Origin of the sequence: Streptomyces sp. NBC_01571 (assembly GCF_026339875.1) — a bacterium.
Lineage (GTDB): Bacteria > Actinomycetota > Actinomycetes > Streptomycetales > Streptomycetaceae > Streptomyces.
In genome coordinates this window covers 4,759,731-4,782,961 of sequence record NZ_JAPEPZ010000001.1, presented here as the reverse complement: position 1 = coordinate 4,782,961, position 23,231 = coordinate 4,759,731, and the positions used below count along the sequence as shown (strand labels likewise).

General features: G+C 73.1%; 16 protein-coding genes. 13 read left to right on the top strand and 3 right to left on the bottom strand.

What is annotated here, in order from left to right; translation table 11 throughout:
- Positions 1-114 precede the first annotated feature (114 nt).
- Together afsS and afsR are read right to left on the bottom strand one after the other, a co-directional pair.
- On the bottom strand, positions 115-294 hold the full coding sequence (afsS, locus tag OHB41_RS21495; RefSeq protein WP_266699854.1) for a co-regulatory small protein AfsS: 180 nt from the start codon (positions 292-294) through the stop codon (positions 115-117).
- 206 nt (positions 295-500) lie between these two features.
- Positions 501-3,455: an SARP-family global regulator AfsR gene (gene afsR / locus OHB41_RS21490; protein WP_266699853.1), complete on the bottom strand. Its 2,955-nt coding sequence runs from the start codon at positions 3,453-3,455 to the stop codon at positions 501-503.
- A gap of 224 nt (positions 3,456-3,679) precedes the next feature.
- On the opposite strand from afsR, the gene OHB41_RS21485 reads away from it, so the two are divergent.
- From OHB41_RS21485 to OHB41_RS21445, 9 genes are all read left to right on the top strand, one after another.
- Positions 3,680-4,939: an amidohydrolase family protein gene (locus OHB41_RS21485; RefSeq protein WP_266699852.1), complete on the top strand. Its 1,260-nt coding sequence runs from the start codon at positions 3,680-3,682 to the stop codon at positions 4,937-4,939.
- Positions 4,936-5,898, top strand: coding sequence for an LLM class F420-dependent oxidoreductase (locus OHB41_RS21480; protein WP_266699851.1), 963 nt, complete (start codon positions 4,936-4,938; stop codon positions 5,896-5,898). Before OHB41_RS21485 ends, OHB41_RS21480 begins: the two co-directional genes overlap by 4 nt.
- A 68-nt stretch (positions 5,899-5,966) precedes the next feature.
- Positions 5,967-6,752 (top strand): SDR family NAD(P)-dependent oxidoreductase, encoded by a 786-nt coding sequence (locus tag OHB41_RS21475; protein WP_266699850.1) that lies wholly within the window; start codon positions 5,967-5,969, stop codon positions 6,750-6,752.
- A gap of 98 nt (positions 6,753-6,850) precedes the next feature.
- Positions 6,851-7,969 (top strand): LLM class flavin-dependent oxidoreductase, encoded by a 1,119-nt coding sequence (locus tag OHB41_RS21470; RefSeq protein ID WP_266699849.1) that lies wholly within the window; start codon positions 6,851-6,853, stop codon positions 7,967-7,969.
- A gap of 14 nt (positions 7,970-7,983) precedes the next feature.
- Positions 7,984-9,714, top strand: coding sequence for an N-acyl-D-amino-acid deacylase family protein (locus OHB41_RS21465; protein WP_266699848.1), 1,731 nt, complete (start codon positions 7,984-7,986; stop codon positions 9,712-9,714).
- Positions 9,711-11,189: an aldehyde dehydrogenase family protein gene (locus OHB41_RS21460; protein ID WP_266699847.1), complete on the top strand. Its 1,479-nt coding sequence runs from the start codon at positions 9,711-9,713 to the stop codon at positions 11,187-11,189. The genes OHB41_RS21465 and OHB41_RS21460 overlap by 4 nt, the downstream gene beginning before the upstream one ends.
- A 135-nt stretch (positions 11,190-11,324) precedes the next feature.
- Entirely contained in the window at positions 11,325-12,074 is a 750-nt protein-coding gene (locus tag OHB41_RS21455; protein ID WP_266699846.1) for an SDR family oxidoreductase, read from the top strand.
- A 56-nt stretch (positions 12,075-12,130) separates the two neighbouring features.
- Positions 12,131-13,066, top strand: a complete 936-nt coding sequence (locus OHB41_RS21450) for an SDR family NAD(P)-dependent oxidoreductase (protein ID WP_266699845.1) — start codon at positions 12,131-12,133, stop codon at positions 13,064-13,066.
- A 20-nt stretch (positions 13,067-13,086) separates the two neighbouring features.
- Positions 13,087-13,839, top strand: a complete 753-nt coding sequence (locus OHB41_RS21445) for a TetR/AcrR family transcriptional regulator (protein WP_266699844.1) — start codon at positions 13,087-13,089, stop codon at positions 13,837-13,839.
- A gap of 106 nt (positions 13,840-13,945) precedes the next feature.
- Here the strand turns inward: OHB41_RS21445 and OHB41_RS21440 are convergent, their stop codons facing one another.
- Positions 13,946-15,463 (bottom strand): CehA/McbA family metallohydrolase, encoded by a 1,518-nt coding sequence (locus OHB41_RS21440; protein WP_266699843.1) that lies wholly within the window; start codon positions 15,461-15,463, stop codon positions 13,946-13,948.
- 270 nt (positions 15,464-15,733) lie between these two features.
- Here OHB41_RS21440 and OHB41_RS21435 point away from each other — a divergent pair, with 270 nt between their 5' ends.
- The 4 genes from OHB41_RS21435 (at position 15,734) to OHB41_RS21420 (ending at position 23,178) form a co-directional block, all read left to right on the top strand.
- Positions 15,734-18,319 (top strand): bifunctional FO biosynthesis protein CofGH, encoded by a 2,586-nt coding sequence (locus tag OHB41_RS21435; protein WP_266699842.1) that lies wholly within the window; start codon positions 15,734-15,736, stop codon positions 18,317-18,319.
- 205 nt (positions 18,320-18,524) lie between these two features.
- The gene (locus OHB41_RS21430; RefSeq protein WP_266699841.1) at positions 18,525-19,097 is read left to right on the top strand and encodes a hypothetical protein; all 573 of its coding nucleotides are present in this window, start codon (positions 18,525-18,527) and stop codon (positions 19,095-19,097) included.
- 117 nt (positions 19,098-19,214) lie between these two features.
- The gene (locus tag OHB41_RS21425) at positions 19,215-21,896 is read left to right on the top strand and encodes an ATP-binding protein (RefSeq protein ID WP_266699840.1); all 2,682 of its coding nucleotides are present in this window, start codon (positions 19,215-19,217) and stop codon (positions 21,894-21,896) included.
- Positions 21,897-22,062: 166 nt separating this feature from the next.
- Complete coding sequence (locus tag OHB41_RS21420) at positions 22,063-23,178, top strand: ADP-ribosylglycohydrolase family protein (protein ID WP_266699839.1); 1,116 nt, start codon at positions 22,063-22,065, stop codon at positions 23,176-23,178.
- Positions 23,179-23,231: the final 53 nt, after the last annotated feature.

Below are 23,231 nucleotides of genomic sequence, written 5' to 3'. Positions count from 1 at the left end.
TCGCCGGTCGGAGCGGTAGCGCGAGGCGCCCCGTGACCCCGGCCGGCCCCGGACACACGTCAGCCGCGGCGGCTCCCCCTCCGCGCCGCCGCGGCCGATCCCCGTCGTGTGTGGTCAGTTGGACGGTTCGGTTGTCGCGTGCTGGTCCAGCGGCTTGATCTCGCCGCCGGTGGCGTGCTGGTCCAGCGCGATGACGTTCTCGTCCGTGGCGTGCTGGTCCATCGCGACGAGTTCCTCACCGGTCGCGTGCTGGTCCAGTGGCTTGACGACGGGCTCGGTCTTCTTCTCGCTCATAGCGGTCAACTCCCCGGTTGTGTTGCAGGCAAGAGGCTTGGGGCCCGCCCGGCATCTCCCCCGATGGGCGCCGGACGGGCACCAATTGGCCGTTCAGGTTAACCTCACGGCCTCACTGCCGATCCGCCTGCCCCCCGACGCGACGGAACGACAGGAGTGAGCATGTCGGGTGGTGATAAACGTTCGATGAACGCGCCGGCATCCGGTCAGACAGCGGCGGTCACGGCCAGCAGGCCGCGCACCTCGTCCGCTTCCGGTGAGCCCAACTCCTCGTGGATCCCCAGGGCTTCCCGCCAGCAGACTTGGGCGCGACCGGTCTGTCCGATGTCACTGAGGGCGCGACCGAGAACTGTGAGCACGAGCCCGCGTCGCCACTCCCCGCCGATGCCCCGCAGCACGGTCAGGGCCATCTCCGCGTTGGACGCGGCCTGCGCCGGCCGGCGGGCGGCGAGATCGACCTCGGCGAGCCGGAAGAGAGTCATTCCCTCCCAGAGCCGCTGACGGCTGTCCCGGAAGGTCTCCAAGGCTTCCACGAGGCTTTCGGCCGCCGGGCCGAGGTCCCCGTTGCGGGTGAGCGCCAGGCCCAGGGCGTAGCGCCCGTTCGCGCCCCTGAGGGCGTTCCCGGTGGAGTCGTAGATGTCGATGCCCTGCTGAGCGAGGGTGACGGCGCTGTCGACCCGCCCCGTGGCCATGTGGATGCGGGACAGGTTGCACAGTGCGCTGGCCTCGCCCGGCCGGTTGTTGTTGCTGCGGAAGTTCTCGATGGCCGAGTTCAGGTGCTGCTCGCCCTCGGAATGCCGGCTCTGGTAGATGGCAATGATGCCCCGGGTGTTGGGGGCCCAGCACCTGGCGACGGGGTCGTCCGCCTCCTGCGCCATGCGGGTGGCCTCGATGGCGGCCGCGTCAGCCTGATCGAACCGGCCCGCGACCATGTGAACGTCGGTGAGCGTAGTCAGTGCCCGCCCGGCGGCACGCGCGTCGCCGATGGCACGGGCGCGCTCGAGCGCCGCGTTCGCGGCGACCTCGTACTCGCGCGAATTGGCCCCCGACTCGGCAAGATCCTTGGCGGCCCAGAGCAGGTCGACAGCCCTCCGAAGCCGGCTGTCCGCCACTGACTGGCGCACGCACGACAGGAGCGCGTTGGCTTCGGCGTACAACCAATCATGCGCCGGATGCCGATCGTCGAACACCAGCCCCGGGTACTTCGTGGCCTCCAGGTGCTCCACCAGCCGGTCGCCGGGACGCTCGATCGCATAGACCCCGGCAGCCGTCGCCAAGTAGAAGTCCAGCAGCCGCGACAGCGCCGCGTCCCGCTCGCTCGGCGGCTGTTCGTCGCGTTCGGCGCAGGCGCGCGCGTAGAGGCGGACCAGGTCGTGGTACCGGTAGCGGCCGGGGGCGGCGGATTCCAGGAGGGAGGTGTCGACGAGGGATTCCAGGAGGTCCTCGGTGTCGTCGACCGGGAGGTCCAGGACGGCGGCAGCGGCGGCCAGCGAGATGTCCGGGCCGTCCGCGAGGCCCAGCAGACGGAAGGCGCGGGCCTGGGCGGGCTCCAGCTGGCCGTAGCCGAGTTCGAAGGTGGCCTTGACGGCGAGGTCGCCGGCCTGGAGTTCGTCGAGGCGGCGGCGCTCGTCGCCGAGCTTCGCCGCCAGCACCGAGACCGTCCAGGTGCGGCGGGCGGCCAGCCGGGAGGCGGCGATACGGATCGCGAGCGGGAGGAAACCGCAGGCCGCGACCACGTCGAGGGCCGCCTCGCGCTCCGACGCCACCCGCTCCTGCCCGACGATCTTCGTGAAGAGCTGGAGGGCCTCCTCGGGGGACATCACGTCGAGGTCCACCAGATGGGCGCCGGCCAGGTCCACCATCCGCGCCCGGGACGTCACCAGGGCCGCGCAGCCCTCCATGCCGGGAAGCAGGGGGCGCACCTGGGCGGCGTCCCGGGCGTTGTCCAGCAGCACCAGGACCCGGCGGCCGTCGAGGACCGAGCGGTAGAGCGCCGCGCGTTCCTCCAGCGTCTCGGGGATGGAGGAGGCCGGGTGGCCCAGGGCGCGCAGGAACGCGCCGAGCACCGTCTCCGGCTCCGCCGCCCTTGCCCCGGCGCCCTGGAGGTCGACGTAGAGCTGTCCGTCGGGGAAGGCGGCGCGCGCCTGGTGGGCGACGTGCACGGCGAGGGTCGTCTTGCCCACGCCCCCGATGCCCGCGAGCGCCGAGACCGCCATCACCCGGCCCTCCTCGGTGGAGGCGGCGGCGAGTACGTCGCTGAGTTCCTGGACGAAGGAGGCGCGGCCCGTGAAATCCGTGACCGTGGCCGGGAGCTGGGCCGGGCGGACCGGTGCCGCCGCGGGTTCCGCCGTCGGGGCGGACGGCTCGGCGAGGCCCGGGTCCGCCTGCAGGATGCGCTGCTGGAGTTCCTTCAGGCCCGCGCGCGGGTCGACGCCCAGTTCGTCGGCGAGCAGCCGGCGGGTGTCGGCGTAGACGGCGAGGGCCTCGGCCTGCCGACCGCTGCGGTACAGCGCCAGCATGAGCAGCTCGCGCAGCCGCTCGCGCAGGGGGTGCGCCGCGGTCAGGGCGGTGAGTTCGGAGACCGCCTCCGCGTGACAGCCCTGCTCCAGGTCCATGTCGAGCCTGGACTCCAGGAGTTGGAGGCGCCATTCCTCCAGGCGTGCCCGCTGGGTGTCGGCGTACGGACCCGGCACGCTCGCCAGGGGCTCCCCGTCCCACAGGGCCAGCGCCCTGTTCAGCAGCTCGCGGGCGAGGCACAGGTCTCCGGAGTGCTTCGCCTTCTCCGCGTCGGCGGAGATCTCCTGGGCCTCGGCGAGGTCCAGCGTGCCCGCGCCCTCGGACAGCCGGATCGCGTAGCCGCCCGACTCGCTGATCAGCACGCCGGGGTCGAGGGCCTTACGGAGCCGGGAGGCGTATGTGCGGACGGCGGCGAGTGCCTGCGAGGGGGGTTCCTCGCCCCACAGGGCGTCGATCAGCTCGCCGGACGTGGCGGTCCGGCCCTCGCGCAGCAACAGGGCTGCCAGCAGGGCGCGTTGCTGCGGGGACCCCGTGGGCAGCGAGTCCTCGCCGCGCCAGGCGCGCACCGGTCCGAGCACGCTGAAGCGCAACGCCGCCGATTCCTCGGCGCGCCGCTGCTCCGGCACTCGCGGTACACCGTCCATCGCTGTCCCCCTGCCGAACCGTCAGTGCAACGAGGCCAGTTTGCCTTGTTCATGGCGGATGCGTCAGCCGTGGGAGACGGCGATCACAGCCGCGCGCGCGGGCCGGACGCGGAAGATCACATGTCCTTCACACGCTCTCCGCACACGTTCGCACAGAGTCGCGGGTTTCCGGGAGCGCTTCCGGGTAGCTGACGGGTTGTCAGATCGGCGCTACCGTGGGCCGTATGGAGACCACCCAGCCCCCTTCGACCGCCTCCGACTTCCCCAGGATCATCTCGGTGGACGACCACACCGTGGAGCCCCCGGGCGTCTGGCGGGACCGCCTCCCGTCGAGGTACCGGGACACCGGGCCCCGCATAGTCCGCGCGCCGCTGAAGGAGATGACCTTCCTCGGCGGCAGGTTCGCCCCGGTGATGGGCGGGCCGGGCGACGACGGGCCGGTCGGGGACTGGTGGGTGTACGAGGACCTCCACCGGCCTCTCACCCGCCTCGACACCGCCGTCGGATACGACAGGGACGAGATACGCCTGGAGGTCATCACGTACGAGCAGATGCGGCCCGGCTCGTACGACGTCCCCCAGCGGCTCGCCGACATGGACGTCAACCACGTCCAGTCCGCGCTGTGCTTCCCCACCTTCCCGCGCTTCTGCGGGCAGACGTTCACCGAGGCCAAGGACCGCGAGCTCGGACTGCTCTCGGTGCGGGCCTACAACGACTGGATGGTGGAGGAGTGGTGCGGTCCGGCGGCCGCCGGCCGTCTCATTCCGCTCACCCTCATTCCCCTGTGGGACCCCGCGCTCGCGGCGGACGAGGTGCGCCGCAACGCCGCCCGCGGGGTACGCGCGGTCGCCTTCTCCGAGATCCCGCCCCATCTGGGGCTGCCCTCCGTGCACACCGACGACTGGGACCCCTTCCTCGCGGCCTGCGACGAGACCGGCACGGTCATCGCCATGCACATCGGCTCCAGCAGCAGGATGCCGTCGACCTCGGCCGACGCCCCGCCCGCCGTCGGTTCCACCATCACCTTCGCCAACTGCTGTTTCTCGATGGTGGACTGGCTGATGAGCGGCAAGTTCGAGCGCTTCCCGAACCTGCGGGTGATGTACGCCGAGGGCCAGATCGGCTGGATCCCCTACATCCTCGAACGCGCCGACGTGGTCTGGGAGGAGAACCGCGGCTGGGGCGGCGTCGCCGACAAGGTCCACCGCCCGCCGTCCGAGCTCTTCGCCGACCACGTCCACGGCTGCTTCTTCGACGACGCCTTCGGACTCAGGAACCTCGACTCCATCGGCGTCGCGAACGTCCTGTACGAGACCGACTACCCGCACTCCGACTCCACCTGGCCGAAGTCCCGCGAGGTCGGCGAGTCCCAGATGGGGCACCTCGACCCGGACGTGGTCGAACGGATCGTACGGGGCAACGCGATCGAGCTGCTGGGGCTGACCCGGGAGGGTCTGTGGGCGGGTCCGGGCGGTGCCCGTTGAGCGGGGACGGGACCCGGCCGCAGGGCGCCGCGGACCGGCCCCTGCGCTACGGCATCCAGCTCCCGGTCCAGTCGCAGAGCACCCTCTACGCCGAGGGATGGGAGGCAGGCGCCGGTCCCGCCGATCTCGTCGAGATCGCCCGGGCCGCCGACCGCTCCGGGTTCGCGTATGCCGCGTGCTGCGACCACGTCGCCGTCCCGCGGCGGCTCGCGGACGCCATGAGCACGGTCTGGTACGACCCGGTGGCCACGCTCGCCTTCCTGGCCGGTGTGACCGAGCGGGTGCGGCTGCTCAGTCATGTCGCGGTCGTCGGGCTGCGGCATCCGCTGATCACGGCCAAGCAGTACGCCACCCTCGACCACCTCAGCGGGGGACGGCTGATCCTCGGGGTCGGGGCCGGGCATGTGCGGGAGGAGTTCGAGGCGGTGGGGGCCGACTTCCGGCACCGGGGCGCCGTGCTCGACGAGTCGATCGACGCGCTGCGGGCCGCGCTGGGGCGGGACGAGTTCCCCGAGCACCACGGGAAGCTCTACGACTTCGAGGGGCTCGGCCAGCGGCCCCGGCCGGCCCAGGCGAGGGTGCCCCTGTGGGTCGGCGGTTCCTCGCCCGCCGCCGTGCGCCGGGCCGCGCTGAAGGCGGACGGCTGGCTGCCGCAGGGCGACCCGCGCGATCGGCTGCCCGGGCAGATCGAGACGCTGCGGCGGCTGCGCGAGGAGGCGGGCGTCCACGACCCGCTCACCGTCGGCGCCATCACCGAGCCCCTGTACGTGGGCGAGCCCGGCTGGGAGGTCGGGCGCCGCACCCTCAGCGGGCCGCCCGAGGCCCTCGCCGAGTCGCTGCGGGCGTACCGCGCGATGGGTGTGGACCAGATCCAGGTGCGGTTCCGGTCGCGCGGGAGCGGTGAACTCGTCGACCAGATGGCCGCGTTCGGCGCCGACGTGGCGCCCCTTCTCGGCTGAACCGCCGGGGCTGCCCCGCCGGTCGGCCGGGCGGCGCGGATTGTCGGACACGACCCAGGGAGACGGACATGGGCAAGCTGGACGGACGCGTCGTCCTCATCACCGGCGCGGCGCGCGGGCAGGGCGAGCAGGAGGCGCGGCTCTTCGCGCGGGAGGGCGCCAGGGTCGTCGTCGCGGATGTGCTCGACGACCAGGGGGAGGCGCTGGCCAAGGAGATCGGCGCGCGCTACGTCCACCTCGACGTGCGCGAGGAGGACGGCTGGCGTGCGGCGGTCGCCGTCGCCAAGGAGACGTACGGACGGATCGACGGGCTGGTCAACAACGCCGGCATCCTGCGCTTCAACGAGCTCGTCGACACCCCGCTGGAAGAGTTCCAGCAGGTCGTGCAGGTCAACCAGGTGGGGGTCTTCCTCGGGATCAGGACGGTCGCGCCGGAGATCGCGAGCGCGGGCGGGGGCACGATCGTCAACACGGCCTCGTACGCGGGCCTCACCGGGATGGCCTGGGTGGGTGCCTACGCCGCGACCAAGCACGCCATCGTGGGTCTGACGCGGGTGGCCGCCCTGGAACTGGCCGCCAAGAAGATCCGGGTCAACGCGGTCTGCCCGGGCGCCATCGACACGGCGATGAGCAACCCCGCCCAGCTGGACCCGGACGCCGACCCCGCCGACAACGCGGCGGACTCCCGGGCGCTGGACGAGCTGTACCGCAAGCTCGTGCCGCTCGGCCGGATCGGGCGGCCGGAGGAGGTGGCCCGCCTCGCCCTCTTCCTCACCGGCGAGGACTCCTCGTACATCACGGGCCAGCCGTTCGTGATCGACGGGGGCTGGCTGGCGGGTGTCAGCGTTATCTGACGTCCCGTCAGCTATTGACGCCTCGGGGGCCCGGTGCGACAGTCGGCGGACAGCAGATCTGACGGAATGTCAGATACGGATGGGGACGGTGAACCTCCTTGGAATTCGGGCTCTTTGTACAGGGATACGTGGGCAAGCGCGCCGAGACCGACCCGCTCGCGGAGCACAAGGCGCTGATGGAGGAGACGGAGTACGTCATCCAGGCGGACAGGTCCGGCTTCAAGTACGCCTGGGCGTCCGAACACCACTTCCTGGAGGAGTACTCGCACCTCTCGGCCAACGACGTCTACCTCGGGTACCTGGCGCACGCGACCGAGCGGATCCACCTCGGGTCGGGCATCTTCAACCCGCTCGCCCAGGTCAACCACCCGGTGAAGGTCGCCGAGAAGGTCGCCATGCTCGACCATCTCACCGGCAACCGCTTCGAGTTCGGCAGCGGGCGGGGGGCCGGCAGTCACGAGATCCTCGGTTTCATCCCCGGTGTCACCGACATGAACTACACCAAGGAGATCTGGGAGGAGACCATCGCCGAGTTCCCGAAGATGTGGCTCCAGGACGAGTACGCCGGCTTCCAGGGCAAGCACTGGCAGCTCCCGCCGCGCAAGATCCTGCCCAAGCCGTACGGGAAGTCGCACCCCGCCATGTGGTACGCCGCCGGATCGCCGCCCTCGTACGCGATGGCCGCCCGCAAGGGGCTCGGCGTGCTCGGCTTCAGCGTGCAGAAGGTCTCCGACATGGAATGGGTCCTGGAGCAGTACAAGACGGCCGTGGTCGAGGCGGAACCCGTCGGGGACTTCGTCAACGACAACGTGATGGTGACGACCACCGCGATCTGCGCGCCGACGCACGACGAGGCCATCCGGATCGCCGTCAGCGGCGGCCTGCACTACCTGCCCTCCCTCGTCTTCCGCTACCACGACACCTTCCCGCGCCCCGAGGGCTTCCCCGTCTGGCCCGAGACCCTCCCCGAGTACAACGAGGAGTTCATCGAGCTGCTGATCGCCGAGGAGCTGCTGATCTGCGGCGACCCGGACGAGGTGCTCACCCAGTGCAAGCGGTGGGAGCAGGCGGGCGCCGACCAGCTCTCCTTCGGCCTGCCGGTCGGGGTCTCGCGCGAGTACACGCTCCAGACCATCGAGCTGATCGGCCGGCACGTGATTCCGAAGATCGACACGGACCCGGTGCACCGGACCACCCGGTTCCGCCAGGCTTCCTGAAGGGGGTGGCGGCCATGCTCGACCACGTCATCAGGGACGCGACCGTCGTGGACGGCACGGGCGCGCCCGGCCGCCGGGCCGACGTCGGCATCCGGGACGGCCGGATCGCCGTGATCGGCACGGTGACCGAACCGTCCCGGACGAGCGAGGACGCCACGGGTCTCGTCCTCGCCCCCGGCTTCGTCGACCCGCACACGCACTACGACGCCCAGCTGTTCTGGGACCCGTACGCGACCCCGTCCCTGAACCACGGGGTCACCACGGTCGCGGGCGGCAACTGCGGCTTCACGCTCGCCCCGCTCAACCCCGAGCGGCCCGAGGACGCCGACTACACACGGCGGATGATGTCCAAGGTCGAGGGCATGTCCCTGGTCGCCCTGGAGGAGGGCGCGCCCTGGAACTGGCACACCTTCGGCGAGTACCTGGACGCCCTGGAGGGGCGGATCGCCGTCAACGCGGGTTTCATGGTGGGCCACTGCGCGCTGCGACGGTACGTGATGGGCGCGGACGCGGTGGGCGGACAGCCGACCGGGGAGCAACTGGCCCGGATGCTCACGCTGTTCCACGAGGCGATGGACGCCGGCGCCTGGGGTCTGTCCACCACCCAGTCCTCCACCCACTCCGACGGTGACGGGAAGCCGGTCGCCTCACGGCACGCCGGACCCGGCGAACTGCTGGCGCTCAGCCGGGCGGTGGGGGAGCACGAGGGCACCCAGATCGAGGCGATCGTGGCCGGGTGCCTGGACCAGTTCAGCGACGCGGAGATCGACCTCTTCGCCGAGATGAGCGCGGTGGCGGGCCGGCCGCTGAACTGGAACGTGCTGACGATCGACGCCGCCGTTCCCGAACGGGTGCCGAGGCAGCTGCTGGCGAGCGAGCGGGCGCGGAAGGCGGGCGGCCGGGTGGTGGCCCTCACCATGCCGATCCTCACCCCCATGAACATGTCGCTGGGCACCTTCTGCGCGCTGAACCTGATCCCCGGCTGGGGACCGGTCCTCGCGCTGCCCGTGCCGGAGCGCATCGCGCGACTGCGCGACGCGGACGTACGGGCCGAGATGCTGCGCCGGGCCGGCTCGAAGGAGGCCGGTGTCTTCCGGCGGCTCGCGCACTTCGGGCGGTACGTCGTCGGCGACACCTACAGCGCGGCCAACGAGGGACTCACCGGACGGGTGGTCGGGGACATCGCGGCCGAGCGCGGCCAGGAGCCCTTCGAGTGCCTGGTCGAGATCTGCGCCGCCGACGAGCTGCGGACCGTGCTGTGGCCCATGCCCTCCGACAACGATCCCGACTCCTGGTCGCTGCGCGCTGAGACCTGGCAGCACCCGGACGTGCTGCTCGGCGGCTCGGACGCGGGCGCCCATCTGGACCGCATGTGCGGGGCCCCGTACACGACCCGGTTCCTCGGGGACTGTCTGCGCGGGCGGAGACTGGTGCCACTGGAGCGGGCCGTGCGGATGCTCACGGACGACCCGGCGCGGCTCTTCGGGCTGCGGGAACGCGGGCGCGTCGCGGAGGGCTTCCACGCGGACCTCGTGCTCTTCGACCCGGAGCGGATCGACGCGGGCAAGGCCACCCTGGTGCACGACCTGCCGGGGGACAGCCCGCGGCTGGACTCGAAGGCGATCGGCGTGCGGGCGGTGTGGGTCAACGGCGTCGAGGCCATCCGCGACGACACGGTGACCGGGGCCGTCCCCGGGAAGGTGCTCCGCTCCGGGCGGGACACGAGGACGGTGAGCACGCGGTGAGCGATGCCATCGGGAGCGGCCCGGCGGCCGACGGGCAGCGGCTGTTCATCGGCGGCTCGTGGGTCGCGCCCGACGACGGGCACTACGCGGTGACCGACCCGGCGACCGAGGGGCTCGTCGGATGGGCGCCGGAGGCCTCCCGGGACCAGGTGCGGGCGGCGGCGGCCGCCGCCCGCGAGGCCTTCGGACCCTGGTCCCGGACGCCCCCGGAGGAACGAGCCGCCGTGCTGGGCCGGGCGGCCGACATCATCCAGCGCCATTTCGTCCCGTACGCCGAACTCGCCGCGGCCGAGAGCGGTGCCACGACGGCGACGGCGCGCGGGATGCAGGTGGGGGTGGGTGCCGCCCGCTTCCGGCGCTACGCCAGGGTCGAGCCGGCCGAGCAGCCGCTGCCGCCGCAGATCAACGAGGTGGGGCCGTTCGGCGGGGCGGCCGTGATGGGCGCCCTCGCGGTGCGCCAGCCCGTCGGCGTGGTCACCTGCATCACCTCGTACAACAACCCCTGGGCCAACCCGGCGGGCAAGGTCGCCCCCGCGCTCGCCATGGGCAACACGGTGGTCGTGAAGCCCGCCCCGCAGGACCCGCTGTCCGTGTACCGGATGGCCGAGGCGCTGGAGGCGGCGGGGGTGCCACCGGGCGTGCTCAACGTGGTGAGCGGTTCGCGTGCGGAGGCCGGGGAGGCGTCCGTGGACTGCGAGGACGTGGACATGGTCAGCTTCACCGGCTCGACCGCGGTCGGCCGGCGGATCGCCGAGGTGTGCGGACGCGGGATGAAGCGTCAGCTGATGGAGCTGGGCGGGAAGGGGGCGGCGGTCGTCTTCGACGACGCCGACCTCGATTCGGCGGTGTCCGGGATCGGCACCACCTACTCGTTCTACAGCGGGCAGATCTGTACGGCGCCCACCCGGGTGCTCGCGCAGCGGGGTGTGTACGACCGGCTGGTCGGCGAACTCGCGGCGTACGCCGGGCGGTTGACGGTCGGGGATCCGCGGGAGCCGGGGACGGTGGTCGGGCCGGTCATCTCGGCGGCCCACCGGGACCGGGTCGAGGCGTACGTCGAACTCGGCCGGAAGGAGGGAGCGCGGGTGGTCGCGGGTGGTGAACGGCCGCAGTACGACCGGGGTTTCTACGTCGCTCCCACGCTTCTCGCGGACTGCACCGCGGACATGCGGGTGGTGCGCGAGGAGATCTTCGGGCCCGTCGTCGTGGTCGTCCCCTTCGACGACGAGGAGGAGGGGATCGCGCTCGCCAACGACAGCGACTACGGGCTGATCGACTACGTCTGGTCGGGCGATGTGGCCCGCGCCTTCCGGGTCGCCCGGCGGCTCAGGGCGGGCGGGGTCGGGATCAACACCGTCGGCCGCAACATGGAGGCGCCCTTCGGCGGGTTCAAGAAGAGCGGTGTCGGGAGGGACGTGGGGTCCTACGCCCTGCACGCGTACAGCGAGGTGCAGGCCCTCGTATGGCCGGGATGACCCTCGTACGGCGGAGGTGGCCGGCCGGTCCGTAACGTCGCTACGCCGGAAGGTAGCGTTGCTATCGAATAAGTGTTAGCGTTGCTCTCGTCGGGTTGCGAACACCGCTACCCCCGAAGGTCGAGGAGCAACGTCATGAGCGAGCGGACCGGCACCTCCCCGCGCGTCGCGATCGTCACCGGCGGATCCCGCGGGATCGGCCGCGAGACCGCCGAGCGACTGGCCGCCGACGGATACGCCGTCGTGGTCGACTACGCGGGCAACGAGGCGGAGGCCGACAAGGCCGTCGCCGCGATCACCGACGCGGGCGGCGAGGCCCTCGCCCTGCGCGCCGACGTCGCCGACGAGACCGCGATGGCGGCCCTCTTCGACGCGGTGGAGGCCCGCTTCGGCGGTGTCGACGTCGTCGTCCACGCCGCCGGAGTCATGACCCTGGCCCCGCTGGCCGACCTCGACCTCGACGCCCTGGACCGGATGCACCGCACCAACATCCGCGGCACGTTCGTCGTCGGACAGCAGGCCGTGCGCCGGCTGCGCGCGGGCGGCGCCCTCATCAACTTCTCCAGCTCCGTGCTGGCGCTGGCACTCCCCGGGTACAGCGGCTACGCCGCCGGCAAGGGCGCCGTCGAGGCCATGACCCTGATCGTCGCCCGCGAGATGCGCGGCCGCGACATCACCGTCAACGTGGTGGCCCCCGGCCCCACCGCCACCGCGCTGTACCTGGACGGCAAGGACGAGGAGACCATCGCCCGCGCGGCGGCCCAGCCCCCGCTGGAGCGCCTCGGCACCCCCCAGGACATCGCCGGGGTCGTCTCCTTCCTCGCGGGCCCGGACGGCCGCTGGGTCAACGGGCAGGTGCTCCGCGCCAACGGCGGCATCGCCTGATCCCCCTCGGCCCACCCTTCTCGACCCACCCCCCTCGGCTTCGAAGGAGTTCGGCCATGGACGCCGATCCGCGTCCCGTCCCCCCCAGGACGATCGTCATCACCGGCGCCGGTTCGGGCTTCGGCGCACTGTCCGCCCGTGCCCTCGCCCGCGCCGGTCACACGGTGTACGCGGCGATGCGCGACACCGCCGGCCGCAACGCGGAGCGGGCCGCCGCCGCCGGGGAGTACGCCGCCGAACACGGCGTGGACCTCCGTACGGTCGAACTGGACGTCCTCTCCCAGGAGTCGGCCGACGCGGCGATCGCCGAGGTGCTGGCGCGGTCCGGCACCCTGGACGTGCTGGTGCACAACGCCGGGCACATGGTGACCGGACCGGCGGAGGCCTTCACCCCCGGAGAACTGGCCGCGGTCTACGACACGAACGTGCTCGGCACCCAGCGGGTCAACCGGGCCGCGCTGCCGCACCTGCGCGCCCAGGGGCACGGCCTGCTGGTGTGGGTCGGCTCGACCTCCTCGCGCGGCGGCACCCCGCCCTACCTGGCGCCGTACTTCGCCGCCAAGGCCGCGATGGACGCGCTCGCCGTGTCGTACGCCGCCGAACTGGCCCGCTTCGGCATCGAGACCAGCATCGTGGTGCCGGGCGCCTTCACCTCCGGGACCGCCCACTTCGCGAACGGCGGCCACCCCGCGGACGCCGCGGTGATCCGGGCGTACGAGGAGCGCTACGCGGGCCTCACGGACCAGGTCGCCCGGCGCCTCGCGGCCCTGGCACCCGCCGACGCGGACGCGTCCCTCGTCGCCGACGCCCTCGTCGAGGTCGTCGACGCCCCGGACGGCGAGCGGCCCTTCCGGGTGCACGTGGACCCGGCCGACGACGGCTCGGAGGAGGTCAGCCGGGTCGCGGACCGCATCCGCGCCGAGTTCCTGACCCGGATCGGCCTGGACGACCTGCTGACCCCGCGCCCGGCCCCGCGCGAAGGGGCCGCGTGACCTCCGCTACCGTCGGCCCCGTGAGTACGAAGGCGCGGATCCTCGAGGTGGCGGCCGCCCTGGTCGCCCAGTCCCCGGACGGTGACGTCTCGACCCGGGCGGTGTGCGAGGCCGCCGGGGTCGGCGCCCCGGCGCTCTACCGCCACTTCGGGGACAAGGAGGGCCTGCTCTCGGCGGTCGTCGACCACGGCTTCGACCAGTACCTGGCGACCAAGCGCGAGCGCGGCCCCGGCACCGATCCCGTGCGGGACCTGCGCGACGGCTGGGACACCCACACGGACTTCGCCCTGCGCAACCCCAACCTCTACCGGCTGATGAACTCCCCGGCGATGCGCACCCCGCCCGCCGCCGCCCTGGAGTCCCACCGCATCCTCACCGAGGACCTCCGGCGGGCGGCCGAGCAGGGCAAGCTGCGCCTGGCCCCCGAACTGGCCGCACAGATGATCATGTCCGCCAACGTGGGCGTCTGCCTGATGCTGGTCTCCCGCCCGGCCACCTTCGACGACAGGACCCTGTCGCGCCGGGTACGGGACGCCGTGCACACCGCGGTCTTCGTACCGGAGGTGATGACGGACCCCGCCACCGGCACGGCCGCCCCCGCCTCGTCCGGCACCGCGACGGCCGGCCCCGGCGAGGCACCGGTCCCCGCCACCGCCAGCCGCCTCGGCGCGCTCCTCCGGCAGACCCCCAGCCCGGCCTTCACCCCCGGCGAGTCCGCGCTGCTCGGGGAGTGGCTCGACCGGCTCTCCAACACCGCGCCGGAACAGCCGTAGCGACGCTCCCCAGGACACGGGCCGCGGCGACCCGAGTACGACGACGGCGCGCCGACGGTCCTCCTGGTGTTCCTGCCGGCCCTCGGCCGGGCGTGAGACCCGCTGGTCAGGTGCCCAGGAAGATCGGGTTGGTGAACGCCGCCAACGCCCCCGGGACGGGACCCGCCGCCGTCTCGTGGCGCAGTTCGGCCCGTACGTACGCCGCGTACTGAGCGGTCGTCCGCCACTCCACCGTGCCCGAGCCGGAGACCGGCAGGACATCACCGGTGAACAGGACGCCCTGGTCGGTGACGAAGCGGGCCGTGCAGCGCGGGGCGCCGGAGACCTCCAGTCGGACGGTGACCGGGGTGTCGTGGGCGACCCGCAGGCGTTCGCCGATCCCGACGTGCTCGCCCTTCGCACCGGTGGCGGAGAAGGAGAGCGACACGAGTTTCGACTCCGCCACGTACGCGCGGCCCGCCCGGATGCCCTCCTGGACGGCCTCCCGGGTCAGGTCGTCGGCGAGGACGACCGTCTGGGGCGTGCCGACCGCGTCCGGGTCGCGATGGGCGTCGCTGTTGCCCGTCGCCGGGAGCCAGGACCGCGACTCCGAACGGACCGACGCCACCAGCGTGTTGTCCCACTCGGCGAGGGCCACCTCGTCGTCCGGCGTGTACGGGCCGTTCCACACCTCGACCGCGTCCGCCTCCCCGAACCCGAACTTCCAGCCGCAGCCGATGCAGGTGGCGTGCGGATGCGCCGGGACGACCAGGCCGCCCGCGCGGCGGATCCGGCGGGCGAAACGGCCGAACCGGTTGTCGCGCGCGCGGTAGCGCCAGTCGACGAACGTGCCCGGGTCCGTGCCGAGCGCCACCACATGGCCGTTGCGCGTGGTGACCTCCTCACCGAGCATGATCAGCAGGTCGTCGCCCGCCTGGTCCGCCCAGTGCGGATGCGAGGAGTGCGTGTTGTGGTCCGAGCTGTTGATGAAGTCCAGGCCCGCCGCCCGGGCCAGTGCCGCGATCTCCGCCGGGGTGCGGCGGCCGTCCGAGTGCCAGGAGTGCAGATGACAGTCGCCCCGGTACCAGGCACGCCCGCGGCCCTTCGCGCGTGACGGGGGGTACACCGGGGCCGGCGTCGCGGCCTGCTCCCCGTACGTGAGCGTGACGGTGACCTCGTACGACAGGCCCTGCGGAGCCACCGTGTACGGGCCGAGCGCGATGTGCCAGGTGCCGGGGCGGATCCGGCCGGGGACGTATCCCGGGGTCGCGTCGTCCGCCCGGACGAAGAACTCCGTACGCGCCCCGCCCGACCAGCCGCGGAAGCCCTCGCCGCCCAGCTCCGTGCCGCGATCGTCGAAGAGGCCGATGTCGAGCGCGTTGCCCGCGGTGCCCGCCGGGACCGACGGCTTCTCGTAGGTGTACGCGACGTGGATCTCCCGCACCCCGTGTGGGACCTCGACCGGGAGGTACACGAAGTCCGGCGCACCGACGGGCAGGGTGCCCGACACCGTCCGGGTCCCGGTACGGCCGGCCGCTCCGGCGCCACTCGCGAAGGTCACGCTTCCCAACGTAAGCGCCGCGGCCGCTCCCGTCGCGAACAGCGCGCGCCTGGCCATGCCGTCGCCGTGCTCGTCCTCGCACATACTGCCGCTCCCAGGGTGTCGTCGCTGACATGGGTGGTGCAGGGGTGGTGCGGGCGTATCCCGTCCAACCCTGGTATTCAGCAGTGAACGGTGGTGCAAGGGAAGGGGATCGACAGCTTTCGGCGAAGCGGCGCGCGAGGCGGGCACCGCTCCGGCGACGGGGAACCGGTCCCGCACACGGCCGCCGGCCGCCCCCGTGCCGGTACGCCCGGCCGGAGGAATCCGCCCACGCCCTCCAATGCCTGATCACGGCGATCGTATGCTCGAAGGATGACGACTTCCGCGACTCCCGGGACCGGGCCGACGGCGAACTCCATGCGGCGGGCGCTCAGGCGCGCGCGGGACGGCGTCGCGCTCGACGTCACCGAGGCGGCCGTGCTGCTCCAGGCGCGCGGCGACGATCTCGACGACCTCGCCGCGTCCGCCGCGCGGGTGCGTGACGCGGGCCTCGACGCCGCGGGCCGCCCCGGCGTCATCACGTACTCCAAGAGCGTGTTCATCCCGCTCACCCGGCTGTGCCGGGACAAGTGCCACTACTGCACCTTCGTGACCGTCCCGGGCAAGCTGCGCCGGGCCGGGCACGGGATGTTCATGTCCCCGGACGAGGTCCTGGACATCGCCCGGCGCGGTGCCGAACTCGGCTGCAAGGAAGCCCTCATCACCCTCGGCGACAAGCCCGAGGACCGCTGGCCCGAGGCGCGGGAGTGGCTGGACGCGCACGGGTACGACGACACGATCGCCTATGTGCGGGCCATCTCCATCCGCATCCTGGAGGAGACGGGACTGCTCCCGCACCTCAACCCGGGCGTCATGTCCTGGACCGACTTCCAGCGGCTCAAGCCCGTCGCGCCCAGTATGGGCATGATGCTGGAGACGACGGCCACCCGGCTGTGGAGCGAGCCCGGCGGGCCGCACCACGGCTCCCCGGACAAGGAACCCGCCGTACGGCTGCGGGTCCTGGAGGACGCCGGCCGTTCCTCGGTCCCCTTCACCAGCGGGCTGCTGATCGGCATCGGCGAGACGTACGAGGAGCGCGCCGAGTCCCTCTTCGCGCTCCGCCGTGTCTCCCGCGCCTACCACGGCATCCAGGAACTGATCATCCAGAACTTCCGCGCCAAGCCGGACACCGCGATGCGCGGGATGCCGGACGCGGAACTGGACGAGCTGGTCGCCACGGTGGCCGTGGCCCGGCACATCATGGGACCGGCCGCCTGCCTCCAGGCACCGCCCAACCTGGTGGACTCCGAGTACGGTCGGCTGATCGGCGCGGGGATCGACGACTGGGGCGGGGTGTCCCCGCTGACCATCGACCACGTCAACCCCGAGCGGCCGTGGCCGCGGATCGAGCAGCTGGCCGAGCAGTCCCGCGCGGCCGGCTTCGAACTGCGCGAACGGCTCTGTGTCTACCCGGAGTTCGTCCAGCGCGGCGAACCCTGGCTGGACCCGCGGCTGCTGCCGCACGTACGGGCACTGGCCGACCCGGAGACGGGTCTGGCGCTGCCCGGCGCCGTCGTCGAGGGGCACCCCTGGCAGGAACCCGAGGAGGCGTTCACGGCGTCGGGGCGTACGGACCTGCACGCGTCGATCGACACCGAGGGCCGCACCGGCGACCGCCGCGAGGACTTCGACCTCGTCTACGGCGACTGGGAGGCGCTGCGGGAGGCGGCGGCCCCCGGCATGGTGCCGTCCCGCATCGACACCGACGTCCGGTCCGCGCTGGCGACGGCCGCCGACGACCCGACGAGGCTGACGGACGACGAGGCGCTCGCGCTGCTGCACGCGGACGGGCCCGCGCTGGACGCCCTGTGCCGCATCGCGGACGACGTCCGCAGGTCCGTCGTCGGCGACGACGTCACGTACATCGTCACCAGGAACATCAACTTCACCAACGTCTGCTACACCGGCTGCCGCTTCTGCGCCTTCGCCCAGCGCCGTACGGACGCCGACGCCTACACCCTGTCCCTGGACCAGGTGGCCGACCGGGCCGCCCAGGCCTGGGACGTCGGGGCGGTCGAGGTCTGCATGCAGGGCGGCATCCATCCCGACCTGCCCGGCACCGCGTACTTCGACATCGCGAAGGCGGTCAAGGAGCGGGTCCCCGGCATGCATGTGCACGCCTTCTCGCCCATGGAGGTGGTGAACGGCGCGACCCGCACCGGGATGTCGGTGCGCGAATGGCTGACCGCGGCCAAGGAGGCCGGCCTCGACACCATCCCCGGCACCGCCGCGGAGATCCTGGACGACGAGGTCCGCTGGATCCTGACCAAGGGCAAGCTGCCCGCGGCGACCTGGATCGAGGTCGTCACGACCGCGCACGAGCTGGGCATCCGCTCGTCCTCGACGATGATGTACGGCCATGTCGACCAGCCCCGGCACTGGCTCGGCCACTTCCGCACCCTGTCCCGCATCCAGCAGCGGACCGGCGGCTTCACGGAGTTCGTGACGCTCCCCTTCATCCACACCAACGCGCCGGTGTACCTGGCGGGCATCTCCCGGCCGGGCCCGACGATCCGCGACAACCGCGCGGTGACCGCCATGGCCCGCCTCCTGCTCCACCCGCACATCCCCAACATCCAGACCAGCTGGGTGAAGCTGGGCACCGAGGGCGCGGCGGAGATGCTCCGCTCCGGCGCCAACGACCTCGGCGGCACGCTGATGGAGGAGACCATCTCCCGGATGGCGGGCTCCTCGTACGGCTCCTACAAGTCCGTCAAGGACCTCGTCGCGGTCGCGGAGGCGGCGGGGCGCCCGGCGAAGCCGCGGACGACCCTGTACGGCGAGGTGCCCGAGGAGCGGCAGCGGGCGGCGGCGGCGTCGGACGGCCACCTGCCGGAACTGCTTCCCGTGCTGGAGTGAGGGACCCGGCGGTGGCGGTGAGCGGCTTCCGGGACCGGCGTATCGGGGTCGGGCCTTCGGGCGGCGGGGCGTCCGGGGTCGGGCCTCCGGAGTCGGGGCCTCCGGGGTCGGCGTTGGCGCTCGGCGTCTCGCAGTACGATGATCCGACCCTCGGCCGAGGGTCGGAAGCTTCGTCAGCCGGAAGCTTCATGAGCTGAGGAGTTGCGTGTCCGTGCCTGCCCGACGGCTTCCCTCCTGGGTCTGGGTCACCGGTCTGACCGCGGCGGCGCTCGTCGGCGTCACGGCCCTGGCCGCACAGGCCGACCAGGGGGCACACCCGCTCGCCTCCGCCCCGAAGGCGAAGCCCTCGGCGTCGGCGAGCCCGCACCCCTCCGCCTCGCCCAGGAAGAGCGCACCGGCCGCGGTCCCCGACGGCTCGGGTACGGGCCGCCGCATCGTCTACTCCCTCGCCCAGCGCCGGGTGTGGCTCGTCGACGCGACCGGCGCCGCCCGCCGCACCTTCGCGGTGTGGCCGGGCACGGTGAGCCCCGCGCCGGGCCGGTACGCGGTGTCGTCCACCGTCGCCTCGAAGACGGGAACCGATGGAACGAAGGTCGAGAACATCGTCTTCTTCACCGTCAGCTCCGGCGTCTCGATCGCGTTCTCCAACGCCCAGGACGGCTCCTCGCCCAAGCCGTCCGCCGGGACGCGGACCGGGGCGATCCGGATGCACAGCGCCGACGGGGACGCGGTCTGGAAGTTCGGCAGCAAGGGGACGGCCGTCTCGGTGGTCGAGTGACGGCGTCGCCCGCCGGGACCGGACCCACGCCGATCCCGATGCCATGCGCCAGACTGGAGCCCGGTCCGAGCGGGCGGTGACGGAGGGAACGGGCGGATGGTGCGGGGGCGGCCGTCGATGCAGGAGCTGATCCGGCAGCGCAGACGGCAGGGGTTCGTCGGGCGCGGCGCCGAACGGGCCGCCTTCCGGGAGAACTTCGAGCTGTCGCCGGAGGACGAGCGGCACCGGTTCCTGTTCCATGTGCACGGGAACGCGGGAGTCGGAAAGACCTTCCTGGTCCGGGAGTTGGAACAGCTCGCCCGGGAACGCGGGGCGCTGACCGCGTACGTCGACGAGGGTGTGGGCAGCGTGCCCGAGGCGATGGCGGCGGTCAGCGAGCGATTCGCCCGGCAGGGCCACCGGTTCAAGGACCTCGACCGGCTGCTGGCCACCCACCGGGAGCGCCGGCACGAAGCCGAGGCGGCAGCGCTGGAGACGCCGGAACCCCCGGCGTCCCCGCCGTCGCCCGCGAGTCTGGCCGCCGCCCGCGCGAGCCTGGTCGGGCTCGGCCTGCTGCCCGGTGTCGGCGCCTTCGCGGGAGCCCTCGACCCGAACCAACTCGCCCACGGAGCCGACTGGTTGCGGGCCGGGATCGGCGCCCGGCTGCGCAACCAGGAGGACGTGCGGCTGGTCCAGTCACCGGAGCGGGTCCTCACCCCGGTCCTGCTGGACGAGCTGACGTCCGTCGCCGCCGAGGCCCCCTGGCTCGTCCTGCTCTTCGACACCTACGAGCGGACCGCGCCCTTCCTCGACGGCTGGCTGCACGAGCTGATGACGACCGACCGCCACGGCGCCCTGCCGGCGAACGTCGTGGTCGTCACCGCCGGACAGCGCCCCTTCGACACCGCCCGCTGGGGCGGCTTCGCCGACTTCGTGGCCGACGTACCGCTGGCGCCCTTCACGGAGGCCGAGGCGCGGGCCCTGCTCGCCGGCAAGGGAGTGGTGGCCGAACCGGTCGTCGAGGAGGTGCTGCGCCTCACCGGCGGACTGCCGGTACTGGTGTCCACCCTCGCCGCCGGACGGCCCACCGGGCCGGACGACGTGGGCGACCCCAGCGCCACGGCCGTGGAGCGCTTCCTGAAGTGGGAACAGGACCCCGTCCGGCGGGCCGCGGCCCTCGCCTGCGCCCTGCCGAGGAGGCTGGACGCCGACGTCTTCAGGGCCGCCGCGCACTGCCCGCAGGACGAGGCCGACGCGCTGTTCGGCTGGCTGCGCGGCCTCCCCTTCGTCAGCGACCGCGGGGACCGCGTCCAGTACCACGACGTCGTACGGGCCCCGATGCTGCGCCTGCAGCGGCTGCGCTCGCCACGAGGGTGGGCGCAGCGGCACACCCGGCTCGCGGAGACGTTCGGGCGGTGGCGGGCCGAGACCGAGGCCGAGGACGGCCGGGACACCGGGGAGTTGTGGGCGGACGAGGGCTGGCGCGAGCTGCGGCTCGCGGAGACCTACCACCTGCTGTGCGCGAACGCCCGCACGGCGCTGCCCGCCGCGCTGCGGGACTTCGTGGACGCCTGCGACGGCGGTGACGTCGCCGCCCGGCGCTGGGCACGCGTCCTGGCGGAGGCGGGCGAGGACGCGGACGCGGAGCCCGTGCGGACGTGGGGGCGGGCCCTGTCGGAGGCGTTCGCCGACGGCGGGGTGGCCTCCGCGCTCGGGGTGCTGCTGGACCGCGGCGGACTGGACGAACGGCGGCAGGCCCTCGCCCGGGTGGTCCGCGGCAGCGCGCTGCGGCACGGCGGCGCGTACGAGGAGGCGCTGGCGGAGTACGACCGGGCCATCGCCCTCGATCCCGGACTGGCGCGGGCCTACCGCGGCAGGGCCCTCGGCCGCAACGGTCTGGGCGACTACGAGAACGGCATCACCGACCTGGACCGGGCCGCCGCGCTCGCCCCGGACGACGCCGAGACGATCTCCGTGCGCGGTGAGTACCGCCGCATCCTCGGGCACGACGCCGAGGCGATCGGCGATCTGGACCGGGCGATCGCACTCGACCCCTCGTACCACTTCGCCTGGGCGTCCAGGGGAGCGACCCGGCAGCGGCTCGGACAGCTCGCCGAGGCCCTCGCGGATCTGAACCGCGCGCTGGAAATCAAGCCCGACTACCCCTGGGCGCTGGGCCGCCGGGCCCGGGTTTGGCGGGGCCTGGGAGAGCCGGCCCGGCAGCTGGCCGACCTCGACCTGGGCCTGCGCCTGCTGCCCGACTGGGGCTGGGGACTGTGCGAGCGCGGTGACGCGCTCCGCTCGGCGGGCCGGTACGAGGAGGCGCTGGCCGACTACGACCGGGCCATCGGCATCGACGGCGCGTACGCTTCGGCGTACGCGAGCCGGGGGGTCTGCCACCGGGACCTCGGCCGGTCGGCCGAGGCCCTCGCGGACCTGGACCGGGCCATCGCCCTGGTGCCGGAGTACCCCTGGGCGCTGCGTCACCGGGCGGAACTCCGCCTCGGGCTGGGCGATGCCGCCGGGGCCCTGTCCGACGCCGACCGGGCGAAGGCCCTGCGGCCCGACGAGACAGCCGTGCTGCTGTGCCGCGCCCGCGCCCTGACCGCCCTGCGGCGCCACGAGGAGGCCCGCCTCGACCTGGACCACGCCCTGGGACCCCGCTCCGGGGACGGGCCGGGCGGAGGGGCCCTCGACGACCTGTCCGACGCGCTCGACGCCTTGCTGCACGCGCCCGGCGCCGACCGGGACCGGCTCGCGCCGCTCGTCGAACGCGTCGCCGCGGCGCGGGCTGCCCGGTCCGCCCCGCGTCCCGGATGACCCGCCTCGCGTGATCCGGGAGAAGCCGACCGAACGGCGTCCATAAGCGATCACTTGGTTCAGTCGGGTCACACTTCGCATACCGTTCCGTGCTCTGAACGGACCGTTCCCTGTCGATTACAGTGCTGAACTGTCGGACGTGCGGACGGTGCCTGGGGAGGTCTCGGTGGGTGCGACAGCCGGTGCCGTCTGGGGCCGTGCCGAACAGCAGGACTTCCGCAGCCGGGTCCGTGGAACCCTGCTGGGCACGGCTGTCGGCGACGCCCTGGGCACTCCGCTCGACGGGCTCACCCTGGAGGAGATCCGTCAGGAGTACGGCGCGGAGGGGCTGAACGACCTCGCCGTCGGGCACGACCGCCGCGGCACCGTCACCCACCTCACCCAGCTCACGCTCTTCACCCTCGACGGCCTCGTCCGCGCCCAGGTGCGCCGCGACACCGGCGCCTGGCATCCGCCGACCGACCTGCACCGCGCGTACCGCCGCTGGGCGGCGACCCAGAGCGACTGGGGTCCGGACGAGCGCCGCGAGGACGACGGCTGGCTGGCCCGCGAGGAGTGGCTGTACGCCCGGCGCGACCCCGCCAGGGCCTGCCTGACCGGCTTGGGCGACGAGACCATGGGCACGCCGGACGCGCCCAAGAACCCCGGCGAGCTGGGCCCCGAGGCCGCCGCGCGCTCCGCGCCCTTCGGACTGCTCGTCGGCTGGGAGCCGCAGCTGGTGGTGCAGCTCGCCGTCGAGTGCGCCGCGCAGACGCACGGGCACCCCACGGCGTATCTCGCGGCGGGCGCGTACGCCGTCATCGTCCACGCGCTGGCACGCGGCGAGAGCCTCGACAGCGCCGTGCAGCGGGCGCTCGCGATCCTGGCCGCGCGGCCGGGGCAGCAGCCCGTCAGCGACGCCCTGCAGCACGCGCTGGGGGCCGTACGGCAGGGGATGCCGTCGCCGGCCCGGGTGGAGGATCTGGCGGGGGAGGGCACGGCGGAGCGGCTGCTCGCGGTCGCCGTGTACTGCGCGCTGGTGGGGGAGGACATCCGGCACGGGCTGTGTCTGGCCGTGAACCACGGCGGGCGCTCCGCGGTGGCCGGGGCCCTGACCGGGGGGCTGCTGGGGGCCCTGCACGGCGAGACGGCCCTCCCGCCGGCCTGGCTGGCCGAGCTGGAGGGCCGTCCCACGATGCTCGTCCTCGCGGACGACTTCGCGATGGAGATGACGCAGGGGCCCGCGTTGCACAGCCCCGGAGCGTCGTCCCCCGGGTGGCTCGCCCGCTATCCGCGGGCCTGAGGGCCGTCCCCGGGGCCGTACTGGAACGCCGTCCCCGGGGTCGGTCCTCACGA

Bases quoted from the DNA above. Each gene is read 5' to 3' on its own strand.
- afsS (WP_266699854.1), bottom strand. From the start codon at position 294: ATGAGCGAGAAGAAGACCGAGCCCGTCGTCAAGCCACTGGACCAGCAC.
- afsR (WP_266699853.1), bottom strand. From the start codon at position 3,455: ATGGACGGTGTACCGCGAGTGCCGGAGCAGCGGCGCGCCGAGGAATCG.
- OHB41_RS21485 (WP_266699852.1), top strand. From the start codon at position 3,680: ATGGAGACCACCCAGCCCCCTTCGACCGCCTCCGACTTCCCCAGGATC.
- OHB41_RS21475 (WP_266699850.1), top strand. From the start codon at position 5,967: ATGGGCAAGCTGGACGGACGCGTCGTCCTCATCACCGGCGCGGCGCGC.
- OHB41_RS21465 (WP_266699848.1), top strand. From the start codon at position 7,984: ATGCTCGACCACGTCATCAGGGACGCGACCGTCGTGGACGGCACGGGC.
- OHB41_RS21455 (WP_266699846.1), top strand. From the start codon at position 11,325: ATGAGCGAGCGGACCGGCACCTCCCCGCGCGTCGCGATCGTCACCGGC.
- OHB41_RS21450 (WP_266699845.1), top strand. From the start codon at position 12,131: ATGGACGCCGATCCGCGTCCCGTCCCCCCCAGGACGATCGTCATCACC.
- OHB41_RS21440 (WP_266699843.1), bottom strand. From the start codon at position 15,463: ATGTGCGAGGACGAGCACGGCGACGGCATGGCCAGGCGCGCGCTGTTC.
- OHB41_RS21435 (WP_266699842.1), top strand. From the start codon at position 15,734: ATGACGACTTCCGCGACTCCCGGGACCGGGCCGACGGCGAACTCCATG.
- OHB41_RS21425 (WP_266699840.1), top strand. From the start codon at position 19,215: ATGCAGGAGCTGATCCGGCAGCGCAGACGGCAGGGGTTCGTCGGGCGC.